Below are 22,884 nucleotides of genomic sequence, written 5' to 3'. Positions count from 1 at the left end.
GGGGCCGGATTTCCGGCAATATGGTGCCGAATGTTACAGCAGGTCGGGCGGCGTTGCGGCCTGCGACAGCTCTTTTGTTACAACGTCAAGCGGTTGAACCTGCGTCTGTTTTTCACCCAGACGTCGGACGCTGACGGTGCGCTCTTCGACTTCGCGGTGGCCGACGGCGAGGATGACCGGCACCTTGCCGACCGAATGTTCGCGAACCTTGTAGTTGATCTTCTCGTTGCGGATATCCGCCTCGGCGCGGACACCAGCAGCCTTGAGCGTGTCTACCACTTCCATGACATAGTCATCCGCCTCGGACGTGATCGAGGCCACGACGACCTGACGCGGGGCCAGCCAGAACGGCAGTTTGCCCGCGTGTTCTTCGATCAAGATGCCGATGAACCGTTCGAACGATCCCAGCGTCGCACGGTGCAGCATGACGGGGCGGTGTTTGCCGCCGTCGGCGCCGATATAGGTGGCGTCCAGGCGTTCAGGCAGAACGAAGTCCACCTGGAAGGTGCCGCACTGCCAGTCGCGACCAATGGCGTCTGTCAGGACGAATTCCAGCTTTGGACCGTAGAAGGCGCCTTCGCCCGGGTTCAGTTCGGGTTCGATCCCAGCCGCTCGGGTTGCAGAGAGCAGGGCGGATTCGGCCTTGTCCCAGACCTCATCCGAACCAGCCCGCGTTTCAGGACGGTCCGAGAATTTCACCGCAAACTTTTCGAATCCCAGATCCTTGTAGATCACGCTGAGGAAACGGATGAATTCGGCGGTTTCGGCCTCGATCTGTTCCTCGGTCGAAAAGATGTGGGCGTCATCCTGCGTAAAGCCGCGCACACGCATGATGCCGTGCAATGCGCCCGAGGGTTCGTACCGGTTGCACGAGCCGAACTCGGCCATACGCAGCGGCAGATCACGATAGGATTTCAGGCCCTGTTTGAAGATTTCAACATGGCAGGGGCAGTTCATCGGCTTGAGCGCGTTGACGGCCTTTTCGCGGGCATGCTCCTCGTCCACTTCGACGATGAACATGTTTTCCTGATACTTGTCCCAGTGGCCGGACCGTTCCCACAGCTTGCGGTCAACGACCTGCGGCGTGTTCACCTCGACGTACCCGCCCTTGCGCTGCTGTCGGCGCATGTAGTCCTGCAGCAGGGTGTAGATGGTCCAGCCGTTGGGATGCCAGAAGATCTGACCGGGCGCTTCTTCCTGCATGTGGAACAGGTCCATCTCGCGGCCCAGCTTGCGGTGGTCGCGTTTGGCGGCCTCTTCCAGCATATGCAGATAGGCTTTCAGCTTTTCCTTGCCGGTAAAGGCCACGCCGTAGATACGCTGCAGCATCGCGCGGTCGCTGTCGCCGCGCCAATAGGCGCCCGCAATGGACATCAGCTTGAACGCATCGCCCGGAACCTGACCAGTGTGCTGCAGGTGCGGGCCACGGCACAGGTCCTGCCAGTGGCCGTGCCAGTACATGCGCAGCGACTCGTCACCCGGAATGGCTTCGATCAGCTCGACCTTGTAGGGCTCGTTATTCGCTGTATAGAACTCGATCGCGCGCTGACGGTCCCAAACCTCGGTGGTGACGGGGTCGCGCTTGTTGATGATCTCTTTCATCTTTTTCTCGATGAGGCCGAGATCTTCGGGCGTGAACGGTTCCTCGCGGTCAAAGTCGTAATACCAGCCGTTTTCGATGACGGGGCCGATGGTGACCTTGGTGGCGGGCCAGATTTCCTGCACGGCGCGCGCCATGATATGCGCCAGATCATGGCGGATCAGTTCGTTGGCCTGAACTTCGTCCTTCATGGTGTGGATGGCGATGTCGGCATCGGCGTCGATGGGCCACTGAAGGTCCCAGTGCTGGCCGTTTACCGTGGCCGAGATGGCCTTTTTCGCCAGCGAAGTTGAGATATCGGCAGCCACCTGCGCGGGCGTAACGCCTGCGTCATAAGATCGTGCATTGCCATCGGGAAAGGTGAGAGAGACGGATTTTGAATCCAGGGCCATATCGGCTCTCCTCGTCGGTTTGGCGCCCACTGAACGCCCGGTTGCGGGTTATGTGTGTTCGGCTCATCTGGCAGGTGCAACTTTGCCTGTCAAGAGCGGAAGGTCATGGCGCTTACGCTGCGGGACGGTTGAATTCGGCAATTGCGACCAACGGGCTGGCGTGCATGATATCCCTCAAACAGAAAGAGGGTTTCATGGCAGCGACGGAATTTCTGGAAACACCGCAGGGACGGCGGTTGGCCTATCACAAAAGCGAAGGCACTGGCCCGACCATAGTTTTCCTGGGCGGTCTCAAGTCGGATATGGAGGGCACAAAAGCGGTGCATCTTGAGGCCTGGGCGCAGGCGCGGGGGCAGGCTTTTCTGCGGTTCGATTACTCCGGTCATGGCGAAAGCTCGGGGACATTCGAAGAAGGGTGTATCGGCGACTGGCATCAGGACACGGTGGCTGCCGTATCCGAACTGACCAAAGGGCCGCTGATTGTTGTCGGTTCCTCGATGGGCGGGTGGCAGGCGCTGTTGCTGGCCAAGGCGATGCCCGAGCGGATTGCGGGGATGGTCACCATCGCGGCCGCGCCGGACTTTACCGAAGACGGCTATTGGGCGTCGTTCAGCGATGAACAAAAAACGGCTTTGGATACCGTCGGCCATGTCGAACTGCCTTCGGATTACATGGAGCCTTACGTTATCACCAAGCGGATGATCGAAGACGGCCGGCAGCAGTTGGTGTTGCGCGACGCGCTGGACCTGCCATTTGCCGCGCGATTCCTGCAGGGGACAGCAGATACAGCGGTGACCACCGAAACGGCTGTGCGATTGCTGGATCATGCAAGCGGGAATGATATGCGCTTGTTGCTGGTCAAGGATGCCGATCATCGCTTCTCGGACGGTCCCTGTTTGGGGTTGATCGAAAACGCGGTGCTTGAGGTGATGGGGACTACCTGATGCGGCGTTTTGGATGGGTACTTGGCCGTCTGCTGCTGGTGCTGATTGTCCTTGGCGGGATGATCTACTGGTTCGGGCCGCGAGAGGAGGTTGACCTACACCCGCGCTTTGATCCGCGCAAATTCGGCGAGGGGGTTCAGGTCTATTTCGAAAGCACGGAAGCCGCCTTTGACGACATCGTTCCGGGTGTCGAGAAACGGGTCATCTGGCAGGATGGTTTCAAGGAACAACGCACGCCGATCTCGGTCCTTTATGTGCACGGCTTTTCGGCCTCGTCCGAGGAAATTCGCCCGGTACCGGATCGGGTGGCCGACGCCCTTGGGGCCAATCTGGTTTACACCCGGTTGCAAGGTCACGGACGGGGCGGCAGCGCGATGGGCGAGGCGACCGCGACAGGCTGGATGCAGGATATGGCCGAGGGGTTGGCAGCGGCCCGGGCTGTGGGCGACAAGGTTGTGGTCATGTCCACTTCAACCGGCGGAACGCTGGCTGCGGCGGCCGCATTGGATCCAGAGCTCAGCCGGGATGTAGCGGCGATGATTTTTGTCTCGCCCAATTTCGGAGTGAACACGCCCGGCGCGGGGCTGCCCGGTCTGCCTTGGGCACGACATTGGCTGCCCTTGGTTATGGGAGAAGAGCGGGACGTTTCGGGCCCGGACCCCGAGCTGAACACCTATTGGACATCGGTCTACCCGTGGGAGGCCGTCGTGCCGATGACCGTGCTGGTTGAAACTGTCTATGCGCTGGATTTCTCAGACGCACAGGTGCCTGCGCTGTTCTGGTTCTCGGATGACGATCAGGTGGTGCGGCCGGACCGGACTCATAAGGTAGCCGCAAGTTGGGGCGGTCCTTCGGCGGTCAATCTAGTGACGATGGGGCCGGGGGACGATCCCGCATCGCATGTTATTGCGGGGCGGCTGATGTCGCCGGGGCAAACGGATGCAACGGTGACTGGCATTCTGCACTGGCTAAAAGGGATAGGAGTCGAGTAGCGATGCGCAAGCCTGGCAGCATGTGGAGCCTTGAAACGCTTGGCCGCGTGCGCCTATCCCGGCATTTCTTCATGCGGGATTTCCTGTATTCCGAAATCGGGAATTTCCATGAAAAACAAAATCTTCCCGACAATCCCGATCTGGCCATCGAAACCGGCCGCGCATTTTGCAAGACCCTGATGGACCCGCTTGAGGAGACCTTTGGGCGCATCGCGGTCCGGTCCGGATATCGCTCGCCCTCGCTGAACCAGTTCGGGAATGAAAACCGGCTGAACTGCGCCCGAAATGACCACCCTCTGGAATGCCACATTTGGGATCGGGGCGAGGGCGATGCGCGGATTGCGGGTGCTTCGATCGTCATTCCGTGGTTCGCTGATCAGTACGATTCCGGGCGGGACTGGCGCGATCTGGCGTGGTGGATGCATGACCATCTGGACTATTCCGAGATCTGGTTCTTTCCCAAGCTCTGCGCCTTCAACCTTGTCTGGAGACCCATACCGCTCCGCCGCATCGACAGCTATATCGCGCCGCGCGGCTGTCTGCAGCGACCGGGGGACGAACCGAACGAAGACCTGCCGGCGCGACGCCGGAGATACGCGGATTTCCCGGCCTTCCGGGGCATCAACTATCCCTGAAGTTTAACTTGCCCGAAGCCGCAAAACGCCTCATCCTGTTCTCAAAGAGTACAGACCGACAAGGTCGAATGTTACGAGGCCCCGCGTGATTGAGCCGCTGGTTTTATTGCCCGAAATGATGTGCGACGCACGGATTTTTGAACCCCAGATGAACTGTCTTTCGCGTCAGCGTGCTGTGATGGTTGCGCCGGTTTCACTGGGGGAGCGGATTGAAGAGATCGCTTCGGACCTGTTGGACCAGTTGCCGCATCGTTTTGCGCTGGGTGGGCTTGGTCTGGGCGGTGTGGTCGCGCTTGAGCTTATTCGCCGCGCGCCTGACCGGGTGTCGCGCCTGTGCCTGATGGCAACGGATGCGCAGGCCGATACGCCGCTGCTGGCGGCCGCGCGTGAGGAACATTTGGTAGGCGCGAAAGCAGGACGGCTGGAGGACGTGATGCGGCGGATCATCGGGTCTGACACGTTGGCCCCCGGGCCTAAACGCATTCCCATTCTGAACGCTCTGATTGAAATGGCGCTGGATCTGGGGCCTGCCGTGTTCGAACGTCAAATCCGCGCCCTGCAGCGGCGCCCGGACCAGCAAGGCGAACTGCGGCGCATAAAGGTGCCGACACTGGTGCTGTGCGGTGCACATGACACGCTGACACCGCAGCGAAAGCAGGCTTTTATGGCGGACCTGATCCCCGGCGCCGAACTGATGGTCGTCGCGGATGCGGGCCACCTGCCGACGCTTGAAGCACCCCGAATTGTAAATGATGCACTGAAGGATTGGCTTGGTGTGCCTACCCGGGCGGCCTATGTGTAGTACTTCGCGCGCTCAGCCTTGCTCAGGATTTTTGGCGCTGCCACAGGATCACCGTTGCCTGTGTTGAAGAACGGCGTGTTCCTCCAACTGCCCGAAGCCCAGGATTTCGCCAGGCGCGTCAGCAATCCGATCGCCGCATAGCGTATTTTTTCGTGCGACTGCGTGCCGTCTGGCTGCGGTACAAAGCCACGAGTGGTGACAGGGCCAAGCGCACCGGGATCGGCGATACGTTTGACGAGGAAGCCCGCGAAAGGGAACTTGGCAGTTCGCGACGTCGTCGCAATCGGTGCATTGCAGCAGTCCGCGTACCAGCGCAGCATCCCCTTGGGGCTGAGCTGCATCAGCGCAAGGTGTTCCGTGCCACTGTCAATGCGGATATCTTCCGGGCTCATTTGCAACACGTCGACAGGGCCGGGGGCCGGGTCTGGTTGTCCGAAATACAGCTGAGCCGCGCGGCAATCATGGCAATAGCAGGAAACATGGGTACCGGTTCGCACACCGGCAGCCGTGATATGCCCACTCAGGGTGCCGCAATCGCAGGAGAAAGGCAGTTCCTCGGCCACTCTCCTGCGCATGAAAGTCAGGCCACCTTGTTGCTGTTGGCAGCGCGGCGGGGCGATTTGCGCGAATTGGTGTTCATGAAATCGATCACCAGCGGCCGGATATTGTCGCGCCAGCTGCGCCCGGCAAAGATGCCATAGTGACCGGCACCGGGTTCAACATGGCTGGCTTTTTTCGAATCCGGCAAACCGGTGCACAGGTCCAGCGCTGCGATGCATTGGCCGGGGGCCGAGATGTCATCATTGGCACCTTCGACCGTCTTGACCGCAACATCGGTGATCTTGCCGATATCGACCTTGTGGCCGGCGACCACGAATTCATTCTTCGCGATTTCACGGTTCTTGAAGATACGCTCGACCGTGGACAGGTAGAACTCGGCTGTCATGTCCATGACGGCCAGGTATTCGTCGTAGAACCTGTTATGGGCATCGTGATCTGACGCTTCATCGCGCATCACACGCTGGATCTGATCCGAGAATGCCTTGGAGTGGCGGTCTGCGTTCATCGACATGAACGACGCCAACTGCAGCAGGCCGGGATAGACCATGCGGCCAACGCCTTTGTACTTGAAGCCGACGCGCTGGATCATGGTTTCTTCCAGCTGGCCCATGGTGACACGGCGGCCAAAGTCGGTCACGTCGGTCGGGGTGGCGTCGGGATCGACCGGGCCACCGATCAGGGTCAGGGTGCTGGGCTGCGCCTTGGGCTCGACCTCGGCCAGGTAGGCGGTCGCAGCCAGAGTCAGCGGTACGGGTTGGCAAACGGCCACAACATGAGTGTCCGGGCCAAGCTCTTTCATAAAATCGACAAGATAGAGGGTATAGTCCTCAACATCGAACTTGCCTTCGGACACGGGGATGTCGCGCGCATTATGCCAATCGGTAATGTAAACTTCGCAGTTGACCAGCAGACTTTTCACGGTCGACCGCAGCAGCGTAGCGTAGTGCCCCGACATCGGCGCAACCAGCAGAACCTTGCGAGGCTGTTCCTCGCGACCGTTCACCCGGAAATGGACCAGATCACCAAAGGGGCGTTCAACGACGGTGGTGACATCGACCAGATGGTCCTTGCCGTCCTCGCAGGTGAAAGTGCGAATGCCCCAATCTGGTTTGACGATCATGCGTTGGAATGTCCGCTCGGTCACCTCACCCCAGGCGGCCATCATGCTGAAGGCGGGGTTGGGAACCATCGAGAACATGGGATAAGATGCAATGGCGCTGGCAGTTGCGCCCATCCATTGGTTGGTGTTGCGCATCGTTTCCATCAGGTCGTAAGTCATCATGTAGCGCATGAAAAAGGGGCCTCCTGCGTGTCAGCCTGTTTAGTTCGGACCATTCGCCGCTTTGCCCCCCGAGACCCACGACGTTATTCTGCATAGCAGCGAGGTTAGGGGGGAATTGTTAAAATGACAACAAGTGAAGACCAGATGCCAGAAGTTACAGAAGAAAACATTGAACGCCTTAAGGAAAATATGGAGAAGGTCGAGGAGCTCTCCAAACGTCTGATCGAAGTCATGTCTTCGAAAAAGTCGCATACCCCTGCTTTGGACGCCCCGAATCAGGAGCTTTTTGCACGAGCAGCAACCGCTTATTGGGCCGAAGCTTGGCAGAATCCCGCCAAGTTGTTGGAGCAACAGATTGAATACTGGGGCAAATCAGTTCTGAACTTTGCCGAAGCGCAACAGGCGCTGACCTCGGGAGACGTTGATGACGCAGACTCCAAGCCCAGCGATAAACGGTTTTCCAACCCCCTTTGGGAAACCAACCCTTACTTTCGCCTGATCCGCCAGCAATATCAGACCAATTCCGAAGCCATCGCCCAGGCCGTCGCCTCGGTCGAGGATCTGGATGCAAAGGACAAACGGCGCCTGCGGTATTTCTCGCAGCAGATCGTTGACATGATGGCGCCTACGAATTTCTTGGCGACAAACCCGGACGCGTTGGAAAAAGCTGTTGAAACCGAGGGACAGTCACTGATCAAGGGGCTTGAGAACCTCGTCTCGGACCTTGAGGCCAACGATGGCGAACTGGTTGTGAAACTGGCCGACGAAAGTGCCTTTGAGGTTGGCGGCAACCTGGCAACGACGCCCGGTGACGTTGTGTATCGCAACCGCATGATGGAGCTGATCCAGTACAAGCCCGCGACCGAGACGGTCCACGAAACGCCGATCGTCCTGTTCCCGCCCTGGATCAACAAATTCTACATTCTCGACCTCAAGGCGCAGAACAGCTTGATCAAATGGGTAACCGAGCAAGGCTATACCCTGTTTGTCGTTAGCTGGGTCAACCCGGATGAAAGCTATGCCGAAACTGGGATGGAGGACTATATTCAGGACGGCTTCCTGACCGCGATCGAAGAGGTCAAGAAGATCTGCAAGGTCAAGCAAGTGAACGCGATCGGCTATTGCATCGCAGGCACGACGCTGAGCCTGACGCTGGCGCTTCTGAAGCAGCGCGGCGATAAATCCGTCAAGTCGGCCACTCTGTTCACGGCGCTGACGGATTTTTCCGAACAGGGTGAGTTTACGCCTTTCCTGCAGAACGACTTCATCGATGGGATCGAGGAAGAAGTGAACAAAGAGGGCGTGCTGCGCTCGTGGATCATGGCGCGTACCATGTCCTTCCTGCGTTCACGCGATCTGGTTTATGGTCCGGCCATCCGCAGCTATATGCTGGGCGAGGTGCCTCCGGCTTTCGATCTGCTGTTCTGGAATGGCGACGGGGCCAACCTTCCGGCCAAGATGACGGTCGAGTATCTGCGGGGCCTGTGCCAGCGCAATGAATTTGCCACCGACGGGTTTGAACTGTTCGGCCACAAACTGAAACTCAGCGACGTCGATGTGCCGTTGATGGCGATCACCTGCGAGACGGATCATATTGCGGCGTGGAAAGACTGTTATCGCGGTGTTCAGAAGATGGGTTCGCGAAACAAGACTTTCGTGGTGTCCGAGTCCGGTCATATCGCGGGCATCATCAATCCGCCTAGCAAGAAGAAATACGGACATTATACCAACCCTGACCTGAAGGCGGATGCCGACACCTGGATGAAAGAGGCTGATTTCCACGAAGGCTCGTGGTGGCCCCTGTGGGAGGCGTGGCTGAAGAAGCGTTCAGGCAAGCAGGTTCCCGCCCGCGACACCGGTGATTCGGATCACCCGCGGCTGGCCCCGGCACCTGGCACCTATGTCGTGGCCCATCCAAACGGCTGATTTCATTTTGAAACTAAATTATTCTGCGCCGCAGCAAGAAAAAACTTGAAATGCTGCGGCGCAGCATTCATATTGTCCTCAAGCTGATGAAAGCCGGGGTGGGCCCGGTTCGGCAAAAAGGATTAGGACAATGGCAAAGACTCAAGACTTTACCGCGACCCTGAAAGAAATGATGGGTGCGTTCCCTGTTGACACCACCGCTCTGGAAGGTGCTTTCAAATCGACCGCTTCGCTGAACGAAAAACTGTCGGGCGTTGCTCTGGAAGCCGCAGAAAAATCGGCTGAAATCTCGAACAAATGGACCAAGGACACCCTGTCCAAGCTGACCGAGATGTCGAAAGCAAAGGCCGAGCCGGCTGACTACGCAAAAGCCGCAACCGATTTCGCAAGCGCTTCGGCCGAAGTTGCTGCTGAAAACATGGCTGCTTTCGCTGAAATCGCGAAAAAACTGCAGACCGAAACCGTCGAACTGCTGATGGCTGCAGGCAAAGAAGCTGCTGAAGACGCAACTGCTGCCGTCAAGAAAGCCACCAACGACGTGACAGCTGCTGCCAAGAAAGCTGCAACTGCAAAATAAATAAGGCCGCGAGGCGCACCCGTTCCTCCCATCTGGTGCAATCGCGTTGGGCAGGTCTTTTGGCCTGCCCTTTCTTTTTGTTCTGCGCTCGCATAATCTCTGCTGCAACGCATCATCCTTGGGGAGGGCAAACGGTGTCAGAACAAGAAAAACCGCTGTTGATCAAACGCTATGCAAGCCGTCGGCTGTATAACACCGAGACCAGCGACTATGTCACGCTGGAGGATATCGCGACCTTCATTCGCGACGGCCGTGAGGTGCAGATCATCGATCTGAAAACCGGGGACGATCTGACCCGGCAATACCTGTTGCAGATCATTGCCGAGCACGAAAGCCGCGGCGAAAACGTGCTGCCAGTGAATGTGCTGAATGATCTGGTCCGCAGCTACATGATCCCGGGTGGGGGAATGATGCCGCAATTCCTGCAAAGCTCGTTCGAGATGCTGCGCGAAAGCCAAAGCAAGATGATGGAAAACATGAACGCCATGAACCCGATGTCGCAGATGCCGGGGTTCGAGGCGATGCAGGCGCAGCAACAGGCGTTTCTGAAGGCGATGACCGGTGGCCTGTCGGGTAACTGGTCCGGGCCGGGCAAGGATGACGAAGAAAAACCGGAATCCAAAGAAGACCTGGACGATATCAAGAAGCAGCTTGCGGAGCTGCAGCAGAAACTCTCCAAGCTGAACTGACCGCGCCAAGGATGCGCTGGCTGGTCCTGAGTATCGCACTGCTTTGGATACAGCCCGCGCTGTCGCAGGGTGTTTATTCGGAAAACTGGTCTCCGGTCTGCAGGCTGGGGACCCAGTCCGGGGCCGGGTGTGACGCTGTTCGCAACCGCGAGATTTTGGATGCGGGCCAGCCTCCGTGGCATGCCATTGGTCGGATCAACTTTGCCAGCCGGGATCAGAGATCCCATTGCACCGGTGTTCTGGTGTCCGATCGGCTGGTCCTGACCGCTGCGCATTGCCTCTACAACACACCACGGCAACGGTGGATTCCGCCCTCAAGCATTCGGTTTGCTGCCGGGTATCAGCGTGGATCAGCCGCCGCAGTGTCGGATGTGGTTGGGTATCGGTTACATCCCGACCAAGGCAAAGACGGTGCGTTTGACGATCGTTCTGATCTGGATTGGGCGGTTCTGGAACTCAGTGAGCCGATTGGTCAGCAGGTCGGGTATCTGCCGCTTGCAAATGCCGAGGATGCGTCGGCTTTTGTAGCAGGGTATCCCGGGGTGCGGCCACATATACTAAGCCGAACCGAAACCTGTCCTCCGCGTCTATATCAAGGCGGTATTCTGTTGGCGACTTGCCCTGTGATGATGGGGGATTCCGGTGCGCCACTGTTGGTGGAAACGCCCGCCGGACTGCAGGTGGCTGCAATCCTGTCCGGCGTAGCCGCAACCCCCGAAGGGGTCACGGCGCTGTTTCTATCGACCGAGTTGTTCGACCTCGGCCCGCAATAGACTTCAGGTGCCGTAAACCGGAACCGGGCCGGTCACTTCGCCGACCGAGGCCAGCAGGATATCGGCGATGACATCCAGCTCTTCGCGCGTCAGACGAACTGGCAGGCGGACGTCACAGGCTTTCATCAGCATATTGCGCGTCTGCGGCAGCTCGAACTTCTCGGGAAGGAATTGCCAGTTCCAGAAGGCGCGTGCGTTGTCGTCGCTCAGCCCGAAGACCTGAACCTTGACGCCGCGCGTTTCAGAGGCGGCTGCGAAGGCGCGGATTTCGGCCTCGTCCATGTCAACCAGGTTGAACTGGATCGAGTCCGGCGCGCGGCGCTCCGGCGCCAGCGGGGCAGGGACGTCGATGTAATCCGACGTGTTCAGGCGCTCGGCCACATAATCGTGGTTCGCCAAACCGTCGCGCACGCGGCGTGCCAGTTCTGGGATCTGCGGACGGATCACAGCGGCGCTTAGGTTGCTCATCCGCAGGTTATAAAGCGGCAACTGGTTCTGCCAGCGAGCAAAGGCCTGTTCCAGCTCGGGCGAGTTGTCGCCATGCGGGCCTTTGTGCTTTTTCCAGTTATGCTCATAGGCGCCGGACATGATCACGGCGCGGGCCACCAGATCGGCATCGTCAGTGATCAGGATGCCACCTTCGCCCGCGTTGATCATCTTGTAGGACTGGAACGAGAAGCAGCCGACCTTGCCGATGGTGCCAATGTTCTGGCCGTGCCAGGTGGTGCCCAGCGAGTGAGCTGCGTCCTCGATCACAGGGATGTCACGCTCGTTGCACAGGGCCATGATTGCGTCCATGTCGGAGGTATGGCCGCGCATATGGCTGATGATCACCGCCTGAACGCTGTCCAGCTTGGCGGCGAAATCCTCCATGTCGATGCGATAGTTCTCACCCACTTCGCACAGCACTGGAATGCAATCCGCGTGTACAATCGACGACGGCACGGCAGCAAAGGTGAAGCCGGGGATCAGAACCCGTGCGTCTCGCGGCAAGCCCAACGCCTTCAGCGACAGGAAAAGAGCGGCCGAGCAGGAAGAAACTGCAAGCGCGTATTTCGTTCCCAGCAGTGCGGCGAATTCAGCCTCGAGCAAAGCAACCGGCGCATCCTGCGGCGCGGTATAGCGGAACAGGTCGCCCGACTGCATCAGGGCGTCGATGGCTTCTTTTGCGGCTGCGGGGATGGGTTCGGCGTCATGGACATTTGGAGGAAGCGTCATATTTGATTTTCCCAAATTCTATCTTTGGGAAAGATAAAGCTAAACATGGGGCAATAAAACCCCTCAATCGCCTCATGGGCGAAAATTCACCAATCTGTTGCAATTTCTTAAGGTCAGACCCCGAGGCGATCCCGCAGGGCGAACCACGTCATTGCCAGCACAAGCAGGGGGCTGCGCAGGGCGGGGCCTCCGGGGAAGGGCAGGGCGGGCACTCGGGCCATGGTGTCGAACCCTTCGGCCTGCCCCTGAATGGCCAGCGCCATCAGTTGCCCGGCATGGGTCGCCGTGCCAACCCCGTGGCCGGAATAACCCGAAGCGGACAGGATATTGGGCGCCACCCGCGCCAAATAGGGCATCCGCCGCATAGTGATCGCTAGGGTGCCGCCCCAAGCATAGTCGATTTTGGCGTCGTGCAGATGCGGGAAAATCTCGGTCATCGGTTTGCGGACCTTGGCGGCGATGTCAGCGGGGAAGCGGTAGCCATAGCTCTCGCCGCCGCCGAACAGCAGCCGGTTGTCGGCGCTGAGGCGGAAGTAGTTCACCACGAATTTTGTGTCGGCGACGGCCACGTCGCGGGTCAGGACGCGGGCGGCGTCTGCGCCCAGCGGCTCGGTCGCGGCGATGAAGTTGTTGATCGGCATGACACGGGACGCCACCTTGCCATTCAGATCGCCAAGATAGCCGTTACAGGCCAGAATGACGTGATCGGCCGTCACCTTGCCCTGCGCGGTATGCACGATGGCCGGAGTGCCTTCCTCAATTCCTGTAACCTCGGTGCACTCGTGGATGCGCACGCCAGCCTTCACCGCGGCTTGAGCCAGCCCTAGTGCGAAATTCAGCGGGTGCAGATGCGCGGCGCCCATATCCAGATAGCCGCCGCGATAGGCGGGCGACGGGCACAGTGCGTGGCCTGCGCCCTCGTCCAGCAACTCCATTTGGTCATAGCCGTACCGGTCAGACAGATGCGCCGCATGGTCATGTAGTTCCTGTTGCTCACCACTGCTGAGGCCCAGAACCGCCACGCCGGGTTTCAGGTCGCAATCAATCTGGTGCTTGGCGATCAAAGACTTGACCAGATCCTTGGCATCCTCGGCCAAATCCCAGAGCTTTGCTGCGTCGTCATTCCCGACCAGTCGCTCAAGGTCTTCCTGATCCATCCGTTGCGCGCTGCCTAGCTGACCGCCATTGCGGCCCGACGCGCCGAACCCTACCCGGTGCGCCTCAAGAAGCACCACGTCGAACCCGGCTTCGGCCAGATGTAGCGCGGCGGAGAGGCCGGTATAGCCTCCGCCCACCACGCAAACATCTGCTTTTACATCCCCCGTCAGCGCGGGATACCGGTCGACCGGATTGGCCGTCGCAGCGTACCAGCTGGCCGGATACTCGGCCTTGCGGTCATTGGAATAAAGCAGGTTCATCGCGTGCCTCAGACGTTCATCAGCAAGTGCTCACGCTCCCACGGAGAGATGACCTGCAGGAATTCTTCATACTCGGCGCGTTTGACGATGCCATAGACGCGGGCAAACTCGGGGCCGAGGACTTCGTGCAGGGCGGTGGCCTCGTCGAACAGGTCCAGCGCGTTGCCCATGACCTGCGGGATATCGCCGTCGCCCTCGTAGGCGTCGCCATAGAACTGACGGCGGGGGCGTTCCTGCTGGGTCAGGCCCAGATACCCGCAGGCCAGTGACAGCGCGATGCCCAGGTAAGGATTGCAGTCCATTCCTGCGATGCGGTTTTCCACCCTGCGCGCCTCGGGGCCGGACAGGGGGACGCGGATGCCCGTCGTGCGGTTGTCACGTGCCCATTCCAGATTGATCGGTGCGGCGTGATCTTTCACATAACGGCGGTACGAGTTCACATAGGGCGCCATCACCGCAAGACCTGCGGGCAGGTGGTTCTGCAGCCCGGCGATGAAGTGGTAGAACGCGTCCGTCTCACCGCCTTGCGGGCCCGAGAAGATGTTCTGCCCCGTCTCGATATCGATGATCGAGTGGTGGATGTGCATGGCCGAGCCCGGCTCATCCTCGATCGGCTTTGCCATGAAGGTGGCAAAGCAGTTGTGACGCAGGGCGGCCTCACGGATCAAGCGTTTGAAATAGAACACCTCATCGGCCAGCTTGACCGGATTGCCGTGGCGCAGGTTGATCTCCAACTGGCCCGCACCGCCTTCCTGAGTGATGCCGTCGATTTCGAAACCCTGATGTTCGGCGAAGTCATAAATGTCGTCGATCACGGGGCCAAATTCGTCCACTGCGGTCATCGAATAGGCCTGACGTGCCGCCGCCGGACGGCCCGAGCGGCCCATCATCGGCTTGATGCCTTGCGCCGGGTCGACATTGGGCGCGACCAGAAAGAACTCCATCTCAGGCGCGACAACCGGCTTCCAGCCTTTGTCGTGATACAGCTTCACGACGCGTTTCAGCACGTTGCGCGGGCTGAAGGGGATCGGGTTGTCGTCCCGATCATAGGCGTCATGGATCACCTGCAGCGTCCAGTCGCCAGTCCATGGCGCGGCTGACGCGGTGGTGAAGTCAGGCTTCAGGATCATGTCGCGTTCGATGAACCCGTCCTCGCCCGCGGCCTCGCCCCAATCACCGGTGATGGTCTGGTAAAAGATGCTGTCGGGCAGGTGAAAATAGGACTGCTTGGCAAATTTCGACGCTGGCACAGCCTTGCCCCGGGCGATGCCGGGCAGGTCCGAGATGATGCACTCGACCTCATCCAGTCGTTGGCCTTCGATATAGGTCCGGGCTGCCTGTGGCAGCTGATCTTTCCAGTCGGCCATCAGGCCCTCTCTTTCTTCAGAAAATCGGCCATGTGCTGCGCGATCTTCGGATTGTCATCTTTGGTGGGCAGGCGGTTGGATGCTGCCTTCATCAGGTCATCGGGCACCACGCCCTTGCCGCGGGTTTCCATCAGGCCATTGATGAAGCCGTCGCCGTATTCCGGGTGCGCCTGAACAGTCCAGATCGTGTCGCCATAGGCGACCATGGCGTTGCGGCAGAACGCGTTCGAACCGGTCACCTTCGCCCCTTCGGGCAATTCGACAACTTGGTCCTGATGCCAGGCGTTCAGGGTCACTGTCTGCCCGTCATAGTCATAGTCCGTCCGCCCTACGGCCCAGCCGCCCGAGAACTTTTCGACTTTGCCGCCAAGTGCCTGCGCAATGATCTGGTGGCCGAAACACACACCGATCAGGGGCTGGCCGTTTGTCCAAACGTCGCGAATTAAGTCCTCCAAGGGGGGAATCCACGCGTGGTCCTCATACGCCCCGTGGCGCGAGCCGGTGATGATCCAACCGTCGGCCTGATCGGCGCTGTCGGGGAACTGATTGTCTACAACTGCAAAGCTCTCGAATTCAAAGCCGTTGCCATCCAGCAGAGTGCGAAACATCGCGTCATAGGCACCGAATTGGTCGCGCAATTCGTCAGGCGGGTGGCCGGTTACTAGGATGCCAATTTTCATGGGTCACCAAATTTGATCAAATTTATTCTAGCCCACCGAATCCGGTCGGGCAAGGGGGGTCAAACCGCTTCGAGGTAGCTGAGCCAGTGCTCGTCCGGCGGGCGTTCACCAAAGCGTCGGATTTCCTGCCGCTTGGTCATGGCGAAAAAGCGGATCAGGTCGGCGGGAAAGATGCGTGCGACCAGCGGGTCGGTCTCAAAGGCGGCAATTGCCGAGGCCCAGTCACCGGCCAGTTGCGGCAAGCCGTCGATCTCGTAAGCATTGCCCGCGATCGGGGCGGGCGGTTCGGTCTCGTCCTCAATCCCGTTCATTGCGGCGCCCAGCACGGCGGCCAGCATCAGGTAGGGGTTGATATCGCCGCCCGCCACGCGATGCTCGATCCGCCGTGCGGCCGGAGCACCCCCGGGGATGCGGATTGCGGCGGTGCGGTTTTCATAGGCCCAGCTTGCGCCGGTCGGGGCGTGTGCGCCGGGGACGAGGCGGGTGTATGAATTTCCGTGCGGAGCGAAGATCAGCGTGCATCCGGGCATCGCAGCCAGACATCCGGCAACCGCCCAACGCAGCAGATCGGTGCCCTCAGGCCCGCCGTCGTCAAACACGTTTCGCCCCTGGTCATCCACGACCGAGAAATGCACGTGCATCCCGTTGCCCGCATCGTCTGCGTAAGGCTTGGACATGAAGGTGGCGGTGAACCCGTGCTTGCGGGCAAGGCCGCGCGTCAAGGTCTTGAAAAGCCACGTATCATCAGCGCAGCGCATTGCATCCTGATGGTTCAGGTTGATCTCGAACTGGCCAATGCCGCTTTCTGAGATCGCAGTTTGCGCAGGGATGCCCATCGCGGCGCACCCGTCATAAAGCTCGGTGAAGAAGGCATCGAATGCGTCCATTTCCGCCATGGACAGGACGGATTCATCCGCCAGCCTCCGCCCGGTCACCGGGTTGATCGGAGGCTGCGGTTGCGCGCCCGACGCATCCAACAGAGTGAATTCCAGCTCGGTCGCAGCAATGACGGACCAGCCGCGCTGGGCGTAGCGCTGCAACACCGCGGCCAGAGCATGCCGGGGGTCTCCGGCGAAGGGTGCGCCGGCATCGTCGTACAGGCACATCGGAACCAGTGCCGTGTCTGCGGCCAGCCACGGCATCGGCACCGGGCCGCGATCCGTCGGCAAAAGCATCCCATCCGCGTCGCCGGATTCGAAGACCAGAGGACTGCCGTCGATATCCGAGCCCCACAGGTCCACGTTCAGCGCAGAGAACGGCATCCGCACCGTGCCTTTGTCCAGTTTGTCGGCGTAAGAGGGCGGCACACGCTTGCCGCGCATCTGACCATTCAGGTCACAGGCGGCGACGCGAAAACTGTGCAGGGCGCTCAGGTCCATTTGGGTCTCCATCACTCGGGATGTCCGAGATGTAATCGAGACTGAGCGTCTTGTCACTAAATTTGATCAAATTATTTGCCTGCGAGGTGCAGACGGGGTGCTCCGCGCCAGAGGGGATGGCGCGGAGCGAGGAGACGTCAGACGAAGTTGACGCCGTTTTCCGCCATCGGCAGCGCGGTCACCTTGACGCCCGAAAGTGACCGGATCGCGTTGGCAAGGGCTGGGGCAGACGGGGGCGTGCCGGGCTCACCAACTCCGGTTGGCGCTTCGGCGGACGGCACGATATGAACGTCAATCGCCGCGATATCGCCAATGCGCAGAGGCTCGTAGTCCGGGAAGTTGAACTGGTCCACGGCCCCTCCGGTCAGGGTGATCTGATCGCGCATGACATGGCCGATACCGTAACCGATGCCGCCCTCCATCTGCGCGCGAACCACATCGGGGTTCACGGCAATACCGCAGTCCACGGCGCAGGTGACCTTTTCGATCTTGATGCCGTTTTCCGGATCACCCGAAACCTCGACAACCTGCGCGGCATAAGACCCAAAGGACTTGTGCACGGCAATGCCCTGAGCCCGACCTGCCGGTGCGTTGCCCCATCCCGCCTTTTCAGCAACCAGTTTCAGCACGCCCGCTTTGCGTTGCTGATCCGCGTCGCTGGTGTCGGCCAGATGCGCCAGACGGAACTCGACCGGGTCGCGGCCTGCGGCCTCGGCAACCAGATCCATCATCGTTTCCATCGTATAGCCGGTATGGGTATGGCCCACCGAGCGCCACCACAGAACCGTCGTGGCCTTGGGTGTGTCGGTCAGGCCAACGGCCATTCCCGGGATTTTGTAAGGGCTGTCGGCAATCCCTTCGATCGAGCTGTGGTCGATCCCGTCATGCACCAGAACTGCTTCGAACGGAGTGCCTTTGATGACTGACTGCCCGGCGACCCGATGCTGCCATCCGACGATGTTGCCGTCGGCATCCAGGCCAACGCGGACCTTGTGGCCGAACGCCGGGCGGTAGTAGCCGCTGCGGATGTCATCCTCGCGCGTCCAGACCAGCTTGACCGGGCGGGACCGGTCGGTGACCACAAAAGCCAGCGCGGCTTCGACCTGATAATCCGCGTCGGGGGTCGCTCGACGACCGAACGAGCCACCGGCCAGCATGGTCTTGATGTGAATTTTCTCGGGCGGCAGCTGGAAGATCTGCTGATAGGCCATATGCGGGCCAGTCGGCATCTGCGCGCCGTCATGCAGCACGATGTCGCCTTCGTCGGTTTGCTCGATGGTGCAGTTCAGCGGCTCCATCGGTGCATGGGCCAGAAGCGGGAAGTAGAAGGTCTTTTCGACAACCTTGTCCGCCCCGTCGATGGCCGCCGACACCGCTGCGACATCTGCCTTGTTCACATTATACGCTGGCTCGGCATCCAGCGCGGCCATGATCTCGGCCTTGATCTGATCCGAGTCGCGGGTTTCCGCAGCGGACATGTCCCATTCGACCTCAAGCGCGTCGCGCGCCTGGATCGCGGCCCAGGTGTTCTCGGCATAGACCGCGACACCCGCCTGATTGGGCAGAACGGCGGAGTTGATATAGCCTTTGACCTCTTTCGACGCGCTGTCGTCGAAGCCGAGCGCGACGCCACCCTTCGATTCCGGACGCTTGATCATGGCAACCATCTGGTTCGGTAGGTGAACGTCCATGGCGTACATTGCCTGACCGTTGCCTTTGATTGCCGAGTCTTTGCGGCGCACGGCTTCGTTGCCGATCAGGCGGAATTCGGACGGGTCCTTCAAGCGCGGTTCGGCCGGGGCTTCCAACTGAGACGCAGCGGCCACGAATTCGGCGATCGGGGCGGACTTGTCACCTGCCTTGATGATGCCTTCCTCGATGGTGATGCCGGACGCATCCAGGCCCCAGCTTTGGGCGGCAGCGTTGATCAGCATCTCACGCGCAGCAGCACCGGCCTGGCGGTATTGCAGCCACGAGTTCGCCATCGCGGTCGACCCGCCCGTGCCCTGGAAGGGGCCAAACAGCAGGTTGTTGTAGACGTTCGGATCAGAGGGTGCGAATTCGTATTCGATCTGATCCATGGTCAGGCCGATTTCCTCGGCGATCAGCGTGGGCAGGCCGGTCGCTGGCCCCTGACCCTTTTCGAAATGCTTGACGATGGCGGTCACGGTGCCATCAGCATCGATCTTTACGAATGGGTTGAACTGAGCGGTCTCGGTCGATCCGGCAGCCAACACGCCATCGGGGCGCGCGCCGACCAACAGGATGGCACCGGCAGCAGCGGCACCTTTCAGAAATCCACGGCGGGAGGTGTTGATGGTCATGGATCAGGCCTCCAGAATCTCAGAAGCGCGCTGGATACCGGCGCGGATGCGTTGATAGGTGGCGCAGCGACAGGCGTTGCCGGACATGTAGCTGTCGATCTCCTCGACGCTGGGTTTCGGGTTTTCGGACAACAGGCCAACCGCCGACATCACCTGACCGGACTGGCAGTAGCCGCACTGGACCACGTCCAGCTCGACCCAGGCCTGCTGGACGGCCGCGCCGATCTTGTCGTCACCCACTGCTTCGATCGTGGTGATCTCGGCATCTTCGACGTCTTCGATAAAAGTCTGGCACGAGCGTACGGGCTCACCGTTAAGGTGTACCGTGCAGGCGCCGCAGGATGCGACACCGCAGCCGAATTTGGTTCCGGTCAGCTTAAGCTCATCCCGGATTACCCACAGCAGGGGGGTGCCGGGTTCGGCGTCGACCGTGTGGGTCTCGCCGTTCAGTTTCAAGGTCAAGGCCATGAGGGGGAACTCTCCATGTTGGGCTGGTTACCTGAATCGGTAAACTGGCGGGTTTACCATAGGCGGCGTTTTCGCCCTTGTAAACCCGTGGGTTTACCTAGTGTTTGACCTTGCTCTGTCAATGGGTCTATAGCTTTGAAACATGAGCGATTGCTGCGCACCGAATGCGTCCAAACAGGCCCAGATCATCGAAGCTGCCGTAGCCGAATTCCAGGAAAAGGGATTCGCCGCCGCCAGCATGGACCGCATTTCCACCCGCGCCGAAGTGTCCAAGCGAACGCTGTACAAGTATTTCGAAAGCAAGGAAAACCTGTTTCGTTCGATTGTGATCGAACTGTCCAATCGATTCGCCGCTGTGCGGGATATCAGGTACAAGCCGGGCCGCGATATCCGCGAGCAACTGACCGAGCTTGCCTGGGCCGAAGGGCGGATTCTGATGATGCCCGAGGTCATTGCCATGGCACGGATGGTGATCAGCGAAACTTTGCGCAACCCCGAGATGGCAGCGGCGGCGCAGGGAAAGCTGGACAAGACGTCGATCTTTGTCACCATGCTGAAAGATGCCGCAGATGACGGGCAATTGCAGATCGAAGACCCCGAGCGGGCTGGGCAGGAGTTCATCGGTCTGATCAAGGCCAAGGCGTTCTGGCCGATGATGTTCACTGGCGGTGTGCTGAGTGAACAGGACATGACCGCTACAATCGACAGCAGCGTCGACCTGATCCTCAGCCGCTATGGCACACGGGCGTCGGATTAGGTGCCAGATCGTCGGTCCGGGCCTTCCATGTTGCGCTATCGATCCGTTTCTAAACCAGGGGACGCCTAGCCTTGCCGCGGTTGTATGACGAGATCTACCCGTCAGCCCCGCTGCTGAACAGCGAAGACGCCGCGCATATGTCGGCGGCTGCGTTGATGTCGGTCCGCTATTTTCAGGCCGAACCCAGCAGTATGCCCGAGGATGTGTTTGACGAGCATCACATCCTGCTGAACCTGCAGCCGGTGCCGCATCGGGTGCAGAACGTGCGCAACGGAGAGTTGCGGGATTTCACGTTCAACCTGCATGACATCATCGTCACCCCGGCGGGCACGCGGTCGGGCTGGCGCTGGTTTGCGAAATCGAATGTCATTGTCATCACGCTCGACCCGCAAAAGGTCGAGAAATTCGCGCAATCCGAGCTTGGGATGTTGTTGGAGCCGAGGCAGTTCGAGGACCTGCCGCAATTCTCGGACCCTGATCTTTGCGCCGCTGGGGTGATCCTGCGCGACGCGCTTGAGAATGATGACATGTCCTCGGCCGTGATGTTCGAAGCGATGAGCCGTGTCTTTCTTGTCAAGCTGCTGCAAAAATACGGTCGTCGTCGGCCCGAGGACGTGGCGCTGAGCGCGCGGTTCACCTCGGCCCATTACAACAGGGTTCTGGCCCATATCCGCGCGCATCTGGATCAGACGATCACGGTTGATGATCTGGCGGCCGAAGCGGCGATGAGCAAATCCCACTTTAACCGAGTGTTCAAAGAGACGCTGGGTTCGACCCCGATGCAATACGTCATGGCCTATCGCATCGAACAGGCGACCCGGATGCTGTCCGAGGCAGACCAGAGCTTTGCCGAGATTTCTGCCGCCTGCGGGTTCGCCGATCAGGCGCATTTCTCGCGTAGTTTTAAGAAGATCACGGGGCAGACCCCCAAAGAGTTTCGCGCCGGGCGCGTTCCAGACAAGAAATAGCGCGATCCTTCAAAACTCGGGCTGCTTGGTTCAATCAAACTGCGGATGCAGGGCGTAGTTTTCTGGTCATCAGGTGAGGTTCTCACCACACGAGATCAGGAGATACGGCAATGAACAAAACTGCCCTTGGAACCGCCGCACTGCTTATGGCCTCTACCGCCGCAATGGCGCAGGTCGAAACCCGCACCGTGACGTTTGAAAACGAAGGTACGACGCTGTCGGGCACGCTTTACTTGCCCGAAGGATATGATGGCCAGAAACTGCCCGCCGTGGTGGTCACCGGCGCCTGGACTTCGGTGCAGGAACAGATGCCGCGCGTCTATGCCGAAGAGATGGTCGGGCGAGGTTTCGCAGCGTTCACCTTCGATTTCCGCGGCTGGGGCAAGTCCGGCGATCTGCCGCAGCATGTGCGTTTCGTCGAAAGCCCCGAGGCGAAAACCTCGGACATCCGCGCCGCGTTTGAATTCATCGCCACGCTGCCCGAGGTCGATGCGGCACAGATCAATGGTCTGGGGATATGCGCCTCGGCCGGTTACATGGTGGACGCTGTGGCCGGTAACGAACTGGTGCAGCGGATCGGTCTGGTCGCCCCCTGGCTGCAGAACGCTGAAATTGTTGAGGCAGTTTATGGTGGATCCGAAGGTGTTTCCGGCCTGATCGAGGTCAGCCGCACCGCCGAGGCCGCCGGTGGTCAGATCATTCCGGCTGCTGGTCCCGAAGGGGCCGAGGGCGTGCTGATGCCAATCGGTGGATACTATTATGAACCCGAACGCGGCGCGATTCCGGAATACGACAACCAGTGGAACAACGCGGGCTGGGAAGGCTGGCTGACCTATTACCCGGCGGACAATCCCGGTCGTCTGACGCAACCTCTGGCCGTCGTGCATTCGGAATCGGCTGCCATCCCGCAGGGTGTACGGATCTTCCTTGAGGGGTTCGCAGGCGACGCTACGCTGCAGATGCTCGAGGACGTCACCCAGTTTGATTTCTATGACAACCCCGAGGACGTGACCCGCGCCGCCGATACGGTTGCCGCGCATTTCGCAGCCGGTTCCGCACAGGACGGCTAACCCGGATACTGGCCGTCGCGTCGCCTTTCTACGACGCGGCGATCTTACCCCCCCAAGACTTG

The 22,884-nt window shown here is 59.9% G+C and carries 20 protein-coding genes and 1 pseudogene; 11 read left to right on the top strand and 10 right to left on the bottom strand.

Translation table 11 applies throughout. The features are described 5' to 3' along the window. Positions 1–33: 33 nt before the first annotated feature. Positions 34–1,992 carry a threonine--tRNA ligase gene (gene thrS, locus GOX63_RS05030; RefSeq protein WP_170544949.1) on the bottom strand — a complete coding sequence of 653 codons (1,959 nt, stop codon included), beginning with the start codon at positions 1,990–1,992 and terminating at the stop codon, positions 34–36. A 194-nt stretch (positions 1,993–2,186) separates the two neighbouring features. Between thrS and GOX63_RS05025 the strand changes: the two genes are divergently transcribed. The 4 genes from GOX63_RS05025 to GOX63_RS05010 all read left to right on the top strand — a co-directional run bounded on the left by GOX63_RS05025 (position 2,187) and on the right by GOX63_RS05010 (position 5,365). Next, the gene (locus GOX63_RS05025) at positions 2,187–2,936 is read left to right on the top strand and encodes an alpha/beta fold hydrolase (RefSeq protein WP_170544946.1); all 750 of its coding nucleotides are present in this window, start codon (positions 2,187–2,189) and stop codon (positions 2,934–2,936) included. Next, complete coding sequence (locus GOX63_RS05020; RefSeq protein WP_170544943.1) at positions 2,936–3,928, top strand: alpha/beta hydrolase; 993 nt, start codon at positions 2,936–2,938, stop codon at positions 3,926–3,928. Before GOX63_RS05025 ends, GOX63_RS05020 begins: the two co-directional genes overlap by 1 nt. A gap of 20 nt (positions 3,929–3,948) precedes the next feature. Beyond that, entirely contained in the window at positions 3,949–4,563 is a 615-nt protein-coding gene (locus GOX63_RS05015; protein WP_170545059.1) for a hypothetical protein, read from the top strand. 85 nt (positions 4,564–4,648) lie between these two features. Next, the gene (locus GOX63_RS05010) at positions 4,649–5,365 is read left to right on the top strand and encodes an alpha/beta fold hydrolase (RefSeq protein WP_170325384.1); all 717 of its coding nucleotides are present in this window, start codon (positions 4,649–4,651) and stop codon (positions 5,363–5,365) included. On the opposite strand, the gene GOX63_RS05005 is transcribed toward GOX63_RS05010, so the two are convergent. Together GOX63_RS05005 and phaZ are read right to left on the bottom strand one after the other, a co-directional pair. Beyond that, a complete protein-coding gene (locus GOX63_RS05005) occupies positions 5,356–5,940 on the bottom strand; it encodes a DUF6151 family protein (RefSeq protein ID WP_170325383.1) in 585 nt (194 codons plus the stop codon). The two genes, GOX63_RS05010 and GOX63_RS05005, sit on opposite strands and share 10 nt — an antisense overlap. A 5-nt stretch (positions 5,941–5,945) precedes the next feature. Beyond that, a complete protein-coding gene (phaZ, locus tag GOX63_RS05000; protein WP_170325382.1) occupies positions 5,946–7,217 on the bottom strand; it encodes a polyhydroxyalkanoate depolymerase in 1,272 nt (423 codons plus the stop codon). Positions 7,218–7,331: 114 nt separating this feature from the next. Here phaZ and GOX63_RS04995 point away from each other — a divergent pair, with 114 nt between their 5' ends. The 4 genes from GOX63_RS04995 to GOX63_RS04980 all read left to right on the top strand — a co-directional run bounded on the left by GOX63_RS04995 (position 7,332) and on the right by GOX63_RS04980 (position 11,173). Beyond that, positions 7,332–9,134, top strand: a complete 1,803-nt coding sequence (locus tag GOX63_RS04995) for a PHA/PHB synthase family protein (protein WP_170544941.1) — start codon at positions 7,332–7,334, stop codon at positions 9,132–9,134. A gap of 130 nt (positions 9,135–9,264) precedes the next feature. After that, complete coding sequence (locus tag GOX63_RS04990; protein WP_170325380.1) at positions 9,265–9,711, top strand: phasin family protein; 447 nt, start codon at positions 9,265–9,267, stop codon at positions 9,709–9,711. Positions 9,712–9,845: 134 nt separating this feature from the next. Beyond that, positions 9,846–10,400: a polyhydroxyalkanoate synthesis repressor PhaR gene (gene phaR / locus GOX63_RS04985; protein ID WP_170325379.1), complete on the top strand. Its 555-nt coding sequence runs from the start codon at positions 9,846–9,848 to the stop codon at positions 10,398–10,400. Between the two features lie 11 nt (positions 10,401–10,411). Further along, on the top strand, positions 10,412–11,173 hold the full coding sequence (locus tag GOX63_RS04980; RefSeq protein WP_170325378.1) for a trypsin-like serine peptidase: 762 nt from the start codon (positions 10,412–10,414) through the stop codon (positions 11,171–11,173). Positions 11,174–11,176: 3 nt separating this feature from the next. On the opposite strand, the gene GOX63_RS04975 is transcribed toward GOX63_RS04980, so the two are convergent. The 7 genes from GOX63_RS04975 to GOX63_RS04945 form a co-directional block, all read right to left on the bottom strand. Further along, entirely contained in the window at positions 11,177–12,391 is a 1,215-nt protein-coding gene (locus tag GOX63_RS04975) for a DegT/DnrJ/EryC1/StrS family aminotransferase (RefSeq protein WP_170325377.1), read from the bottom strand. 113 nt (positions 12,392–12,504) lie between these two features. Next, positions 12,505–13,809 (bottom strand): NAD(P)/FAD-dependent oxidoreductase, encoded by a 1,305-nt coding sequence (locus GOX63_RS04970; RefSeq protein WP_170325376.1) that lies wholly within the window; start codon positions 13,807–13,809, stop codon positions 12,505–12,507. Between the two features lie 8 nt (positions 13,810–13,817). Continuing rightward, complete coding sequence (locus GOX63_RS04965) at positions 13,818–15,176, bottom strand: glutamine synthetase family protein (RefSeq protein ID WP_170325375.1); 1,359 nt, start codon at positions 15,174–15,176, stop codon at positions 13,818–13,820. Beyond that, entirely contained in the window at positions 15,176–15,856 is a 681-nt protein-coding gene (locus GOX63_RS04960) for a type 1 glutamine amidotransferase (RefSeq protein WP_170325374.1), read from the bottom strand. Before GOX63_RS04960 ends, GOX63_RS04965 begins: the two co-directional genes overlap by 1 nt. 59 nt (positions 15,857–15,915) lie before the next feature. Further along, positions 15,916–17,235, bottom strand: a complete 1,320-nt coding sequence (locus tag GOX63_RS04955) for a glutamine synthetase family protein (protein ID WP_170325548.1) — start codon at positions 17,233–17,235, stop codon at positions 15,916–15,918. 137 nt (positions 17,236–17,372) lie between these two features. After that, positions 17,373–19,559, bottom strand: coding sequence for a xanthine dehydrogenase family protein molybdopterin-binding subunit (locus GOX63_RS04950; RefSeq protein ID WP_170325373.1), 2,187 nt, complete (start codon positions 19,557–19,559; stop codon positions 17,373–17,375). A gap of 3 nt (positions 19,560–19,562) precedes the next feature. Further along, positions 19,563–20,027: a (2Fe-2S)-binding protein gene (locus GOX63_RS04945; protein ID WP_170325372.1), complete on the bottom strand. Its 465-nt coding sequence runs from the start codon at positions 20,025–20,027 to the stop codon at positions 19,563–19,565. Positions 20,028–20,169: 142 nt separating this feature from the next. Between GOX63_RS04945 and GOX63_RS04940 the strand changes: the two genes are divergently transcribed. The 3 genes and pseudogenes from GOX63_RS04940 to GOX63_RS04930 form a co-directional block, all read left to right on the top strand. Continuing rightward, positions 20,170–20,784, top strand: coding sequence for a TetR/AcrR family transcriptional regulator (locus tag GOX63_RS04940; protein ID WP_170325371.1), 615 nt, complete (start codon positions 20,170–20,172; stop codon positions 20,782–20,784). Between the two features lie 71 nt (positions 20,785–20,855). Beyond that, complete coding sequence (locus GOX63_RS04935; protein WP_217356183.1) at positions 20,856–21,752, top strand: AraC family transcriptional regulator; 897 nt, start codon at positions 20,856–20,858, stop codon at positions 21,750–21,752. Positions 21,753–21,850: 98 nt separating this feature from the next. Continuing rightward, a pseudogene (locus GOX63_RS04930) lies at positions 21,851–22,822 on the top strand (alpha/beta hydrolase); the annotation flags it as partial. Between the last annotated feature and the right edge of the window lie 62 nt (positions 22,823–22,884).

Origin of the sequence: Ruegeria arenilitoris (assembly GCF_013031355.1) — a bacterium.
Lineage (GTDB): Bacteria > Pseudomonadota > Alphaproteobacteria > Rhodobacterales > Rhodobacteraceae > Ruegeria > Ruegeria arenilitoris_C.
Note: the sequence above shows the minus strand (reverse complement) of the source record. Positions and strands in the feature narration are given on the sequence as shown.

Coding starts and splice junctions, on each gene's coding strand:
- GOX63_RS04990 (WP_170325380.1), top strand. CDS start 9,265: ATGGCAAAGACTCAAGACTTTACCGCGACCCTGAAAGAAATGATGGGT.
- GOX63_RS05005 (WP_170325383.1), bottom strand. CDS start 5,940: ATGCGCAGGAGAGTGGCCGAGGAACTGCCTTTCTCCTGCGATTGCGGC.
- phaZ (WP_170325382.1), bottom strand. CDS start 7,217: ATGCGCTACATGATGACTTACGACCTGATGGAAACGATGCGCAACACC.
- GOX63_RS05025 (WP_170544946.1), top strand. CDS start 2,187: ATGGCAGCGACGGAATTTCTGGAAACACCGCAGGGACGGCGGTTGGCC.
- GOX63_RS04980 (WP_170325378.1), top strand. CDS start 10,412: ATGCGCTGGCTGGTCCTGAGTATCGCACTGCTTTGGATACAGCCCGCG.
- GOX63_RS04955 (WP_170325548.1), bottom strand. CDS start 17,235: ATGGACCTGAGCGCCCTGCACAGTTTTCGCGTCGCCGCCTGTGACCTG.
- GOX63_RS04945 (WP_170325372.1), bottom strand. CDS start 20,027: ATGGCCTTGACCTTGAAACTGAACGGCGAGACCCACACGGTCGACGCC.
- GOX63_RS04950 (WP_170325373.1), bottom strand. CDS start 19,559: ATGACCATCAACACCTCCCGCCGTGGATTTCTGAAAGGTGCCGCTGCT.
- GOX63_RS04975 (WP_170325377.1), bottom strand. CDS start 12,391: ATGACGCTTCCTCCAAATGTCCATGACGCCGAACCCATCCCCGCAGCC.
- GOX63_RS04960 (WP_170325374.1), bottom strand. CDS start 15,856: ATGAAAATTGGCATCCTAGTAACCGGCCACCCGCCTGACGAATTGCGC.
- GOX63_RS04995 (WP_170544941.1), top strand. CDS start 7,332: ATGACAACAAGTGAAGACCAGATGCCAGAAGTTACAGAAGAAAACATT.
- thrS (WP_170544949.1), bottom strand. CDS start 1,992: ATGGCCCTGGATTCAAAATCCGTCTCTCTCACCTTTCCCGATGGCAAT.
- GOX63_RS04940 (WP_170325371.1), top strand. CDS start 20,170: ATGAGCGATTGCTGCGCACCGAATGCGTCCAAACAGGCCCAGATCATC.
- GOX63_RS05015 (WP_170545059.1), top strand. CDS start 3,949: ATGTGGAGCCTTGAAACGCTTGGCCGCGTGCGCCTATCCCGGCATTTC.
- GOX63_RS05020 (WP_170544943.1), top strand. CDS start 2,936: ATGCGGCGTTTTGGATGGGTACTTGGCCGTCTGCTGCTGGTGCTGATT.
- GOX63_RS04970 (WP_170325376.1), bottom strand. CDS start 13,809: ATGAACCTGCTTTATTCCAATGACCGCAAGGCCGAGTATCCGGCCAGC.
- GOX63_RS04965 (WP_170325375.1), bottom strand. CDS start 15,176: ATGGCCGACTGGAAAGATCAGCTGCCACAGGCAGCCCGGACCTATATC.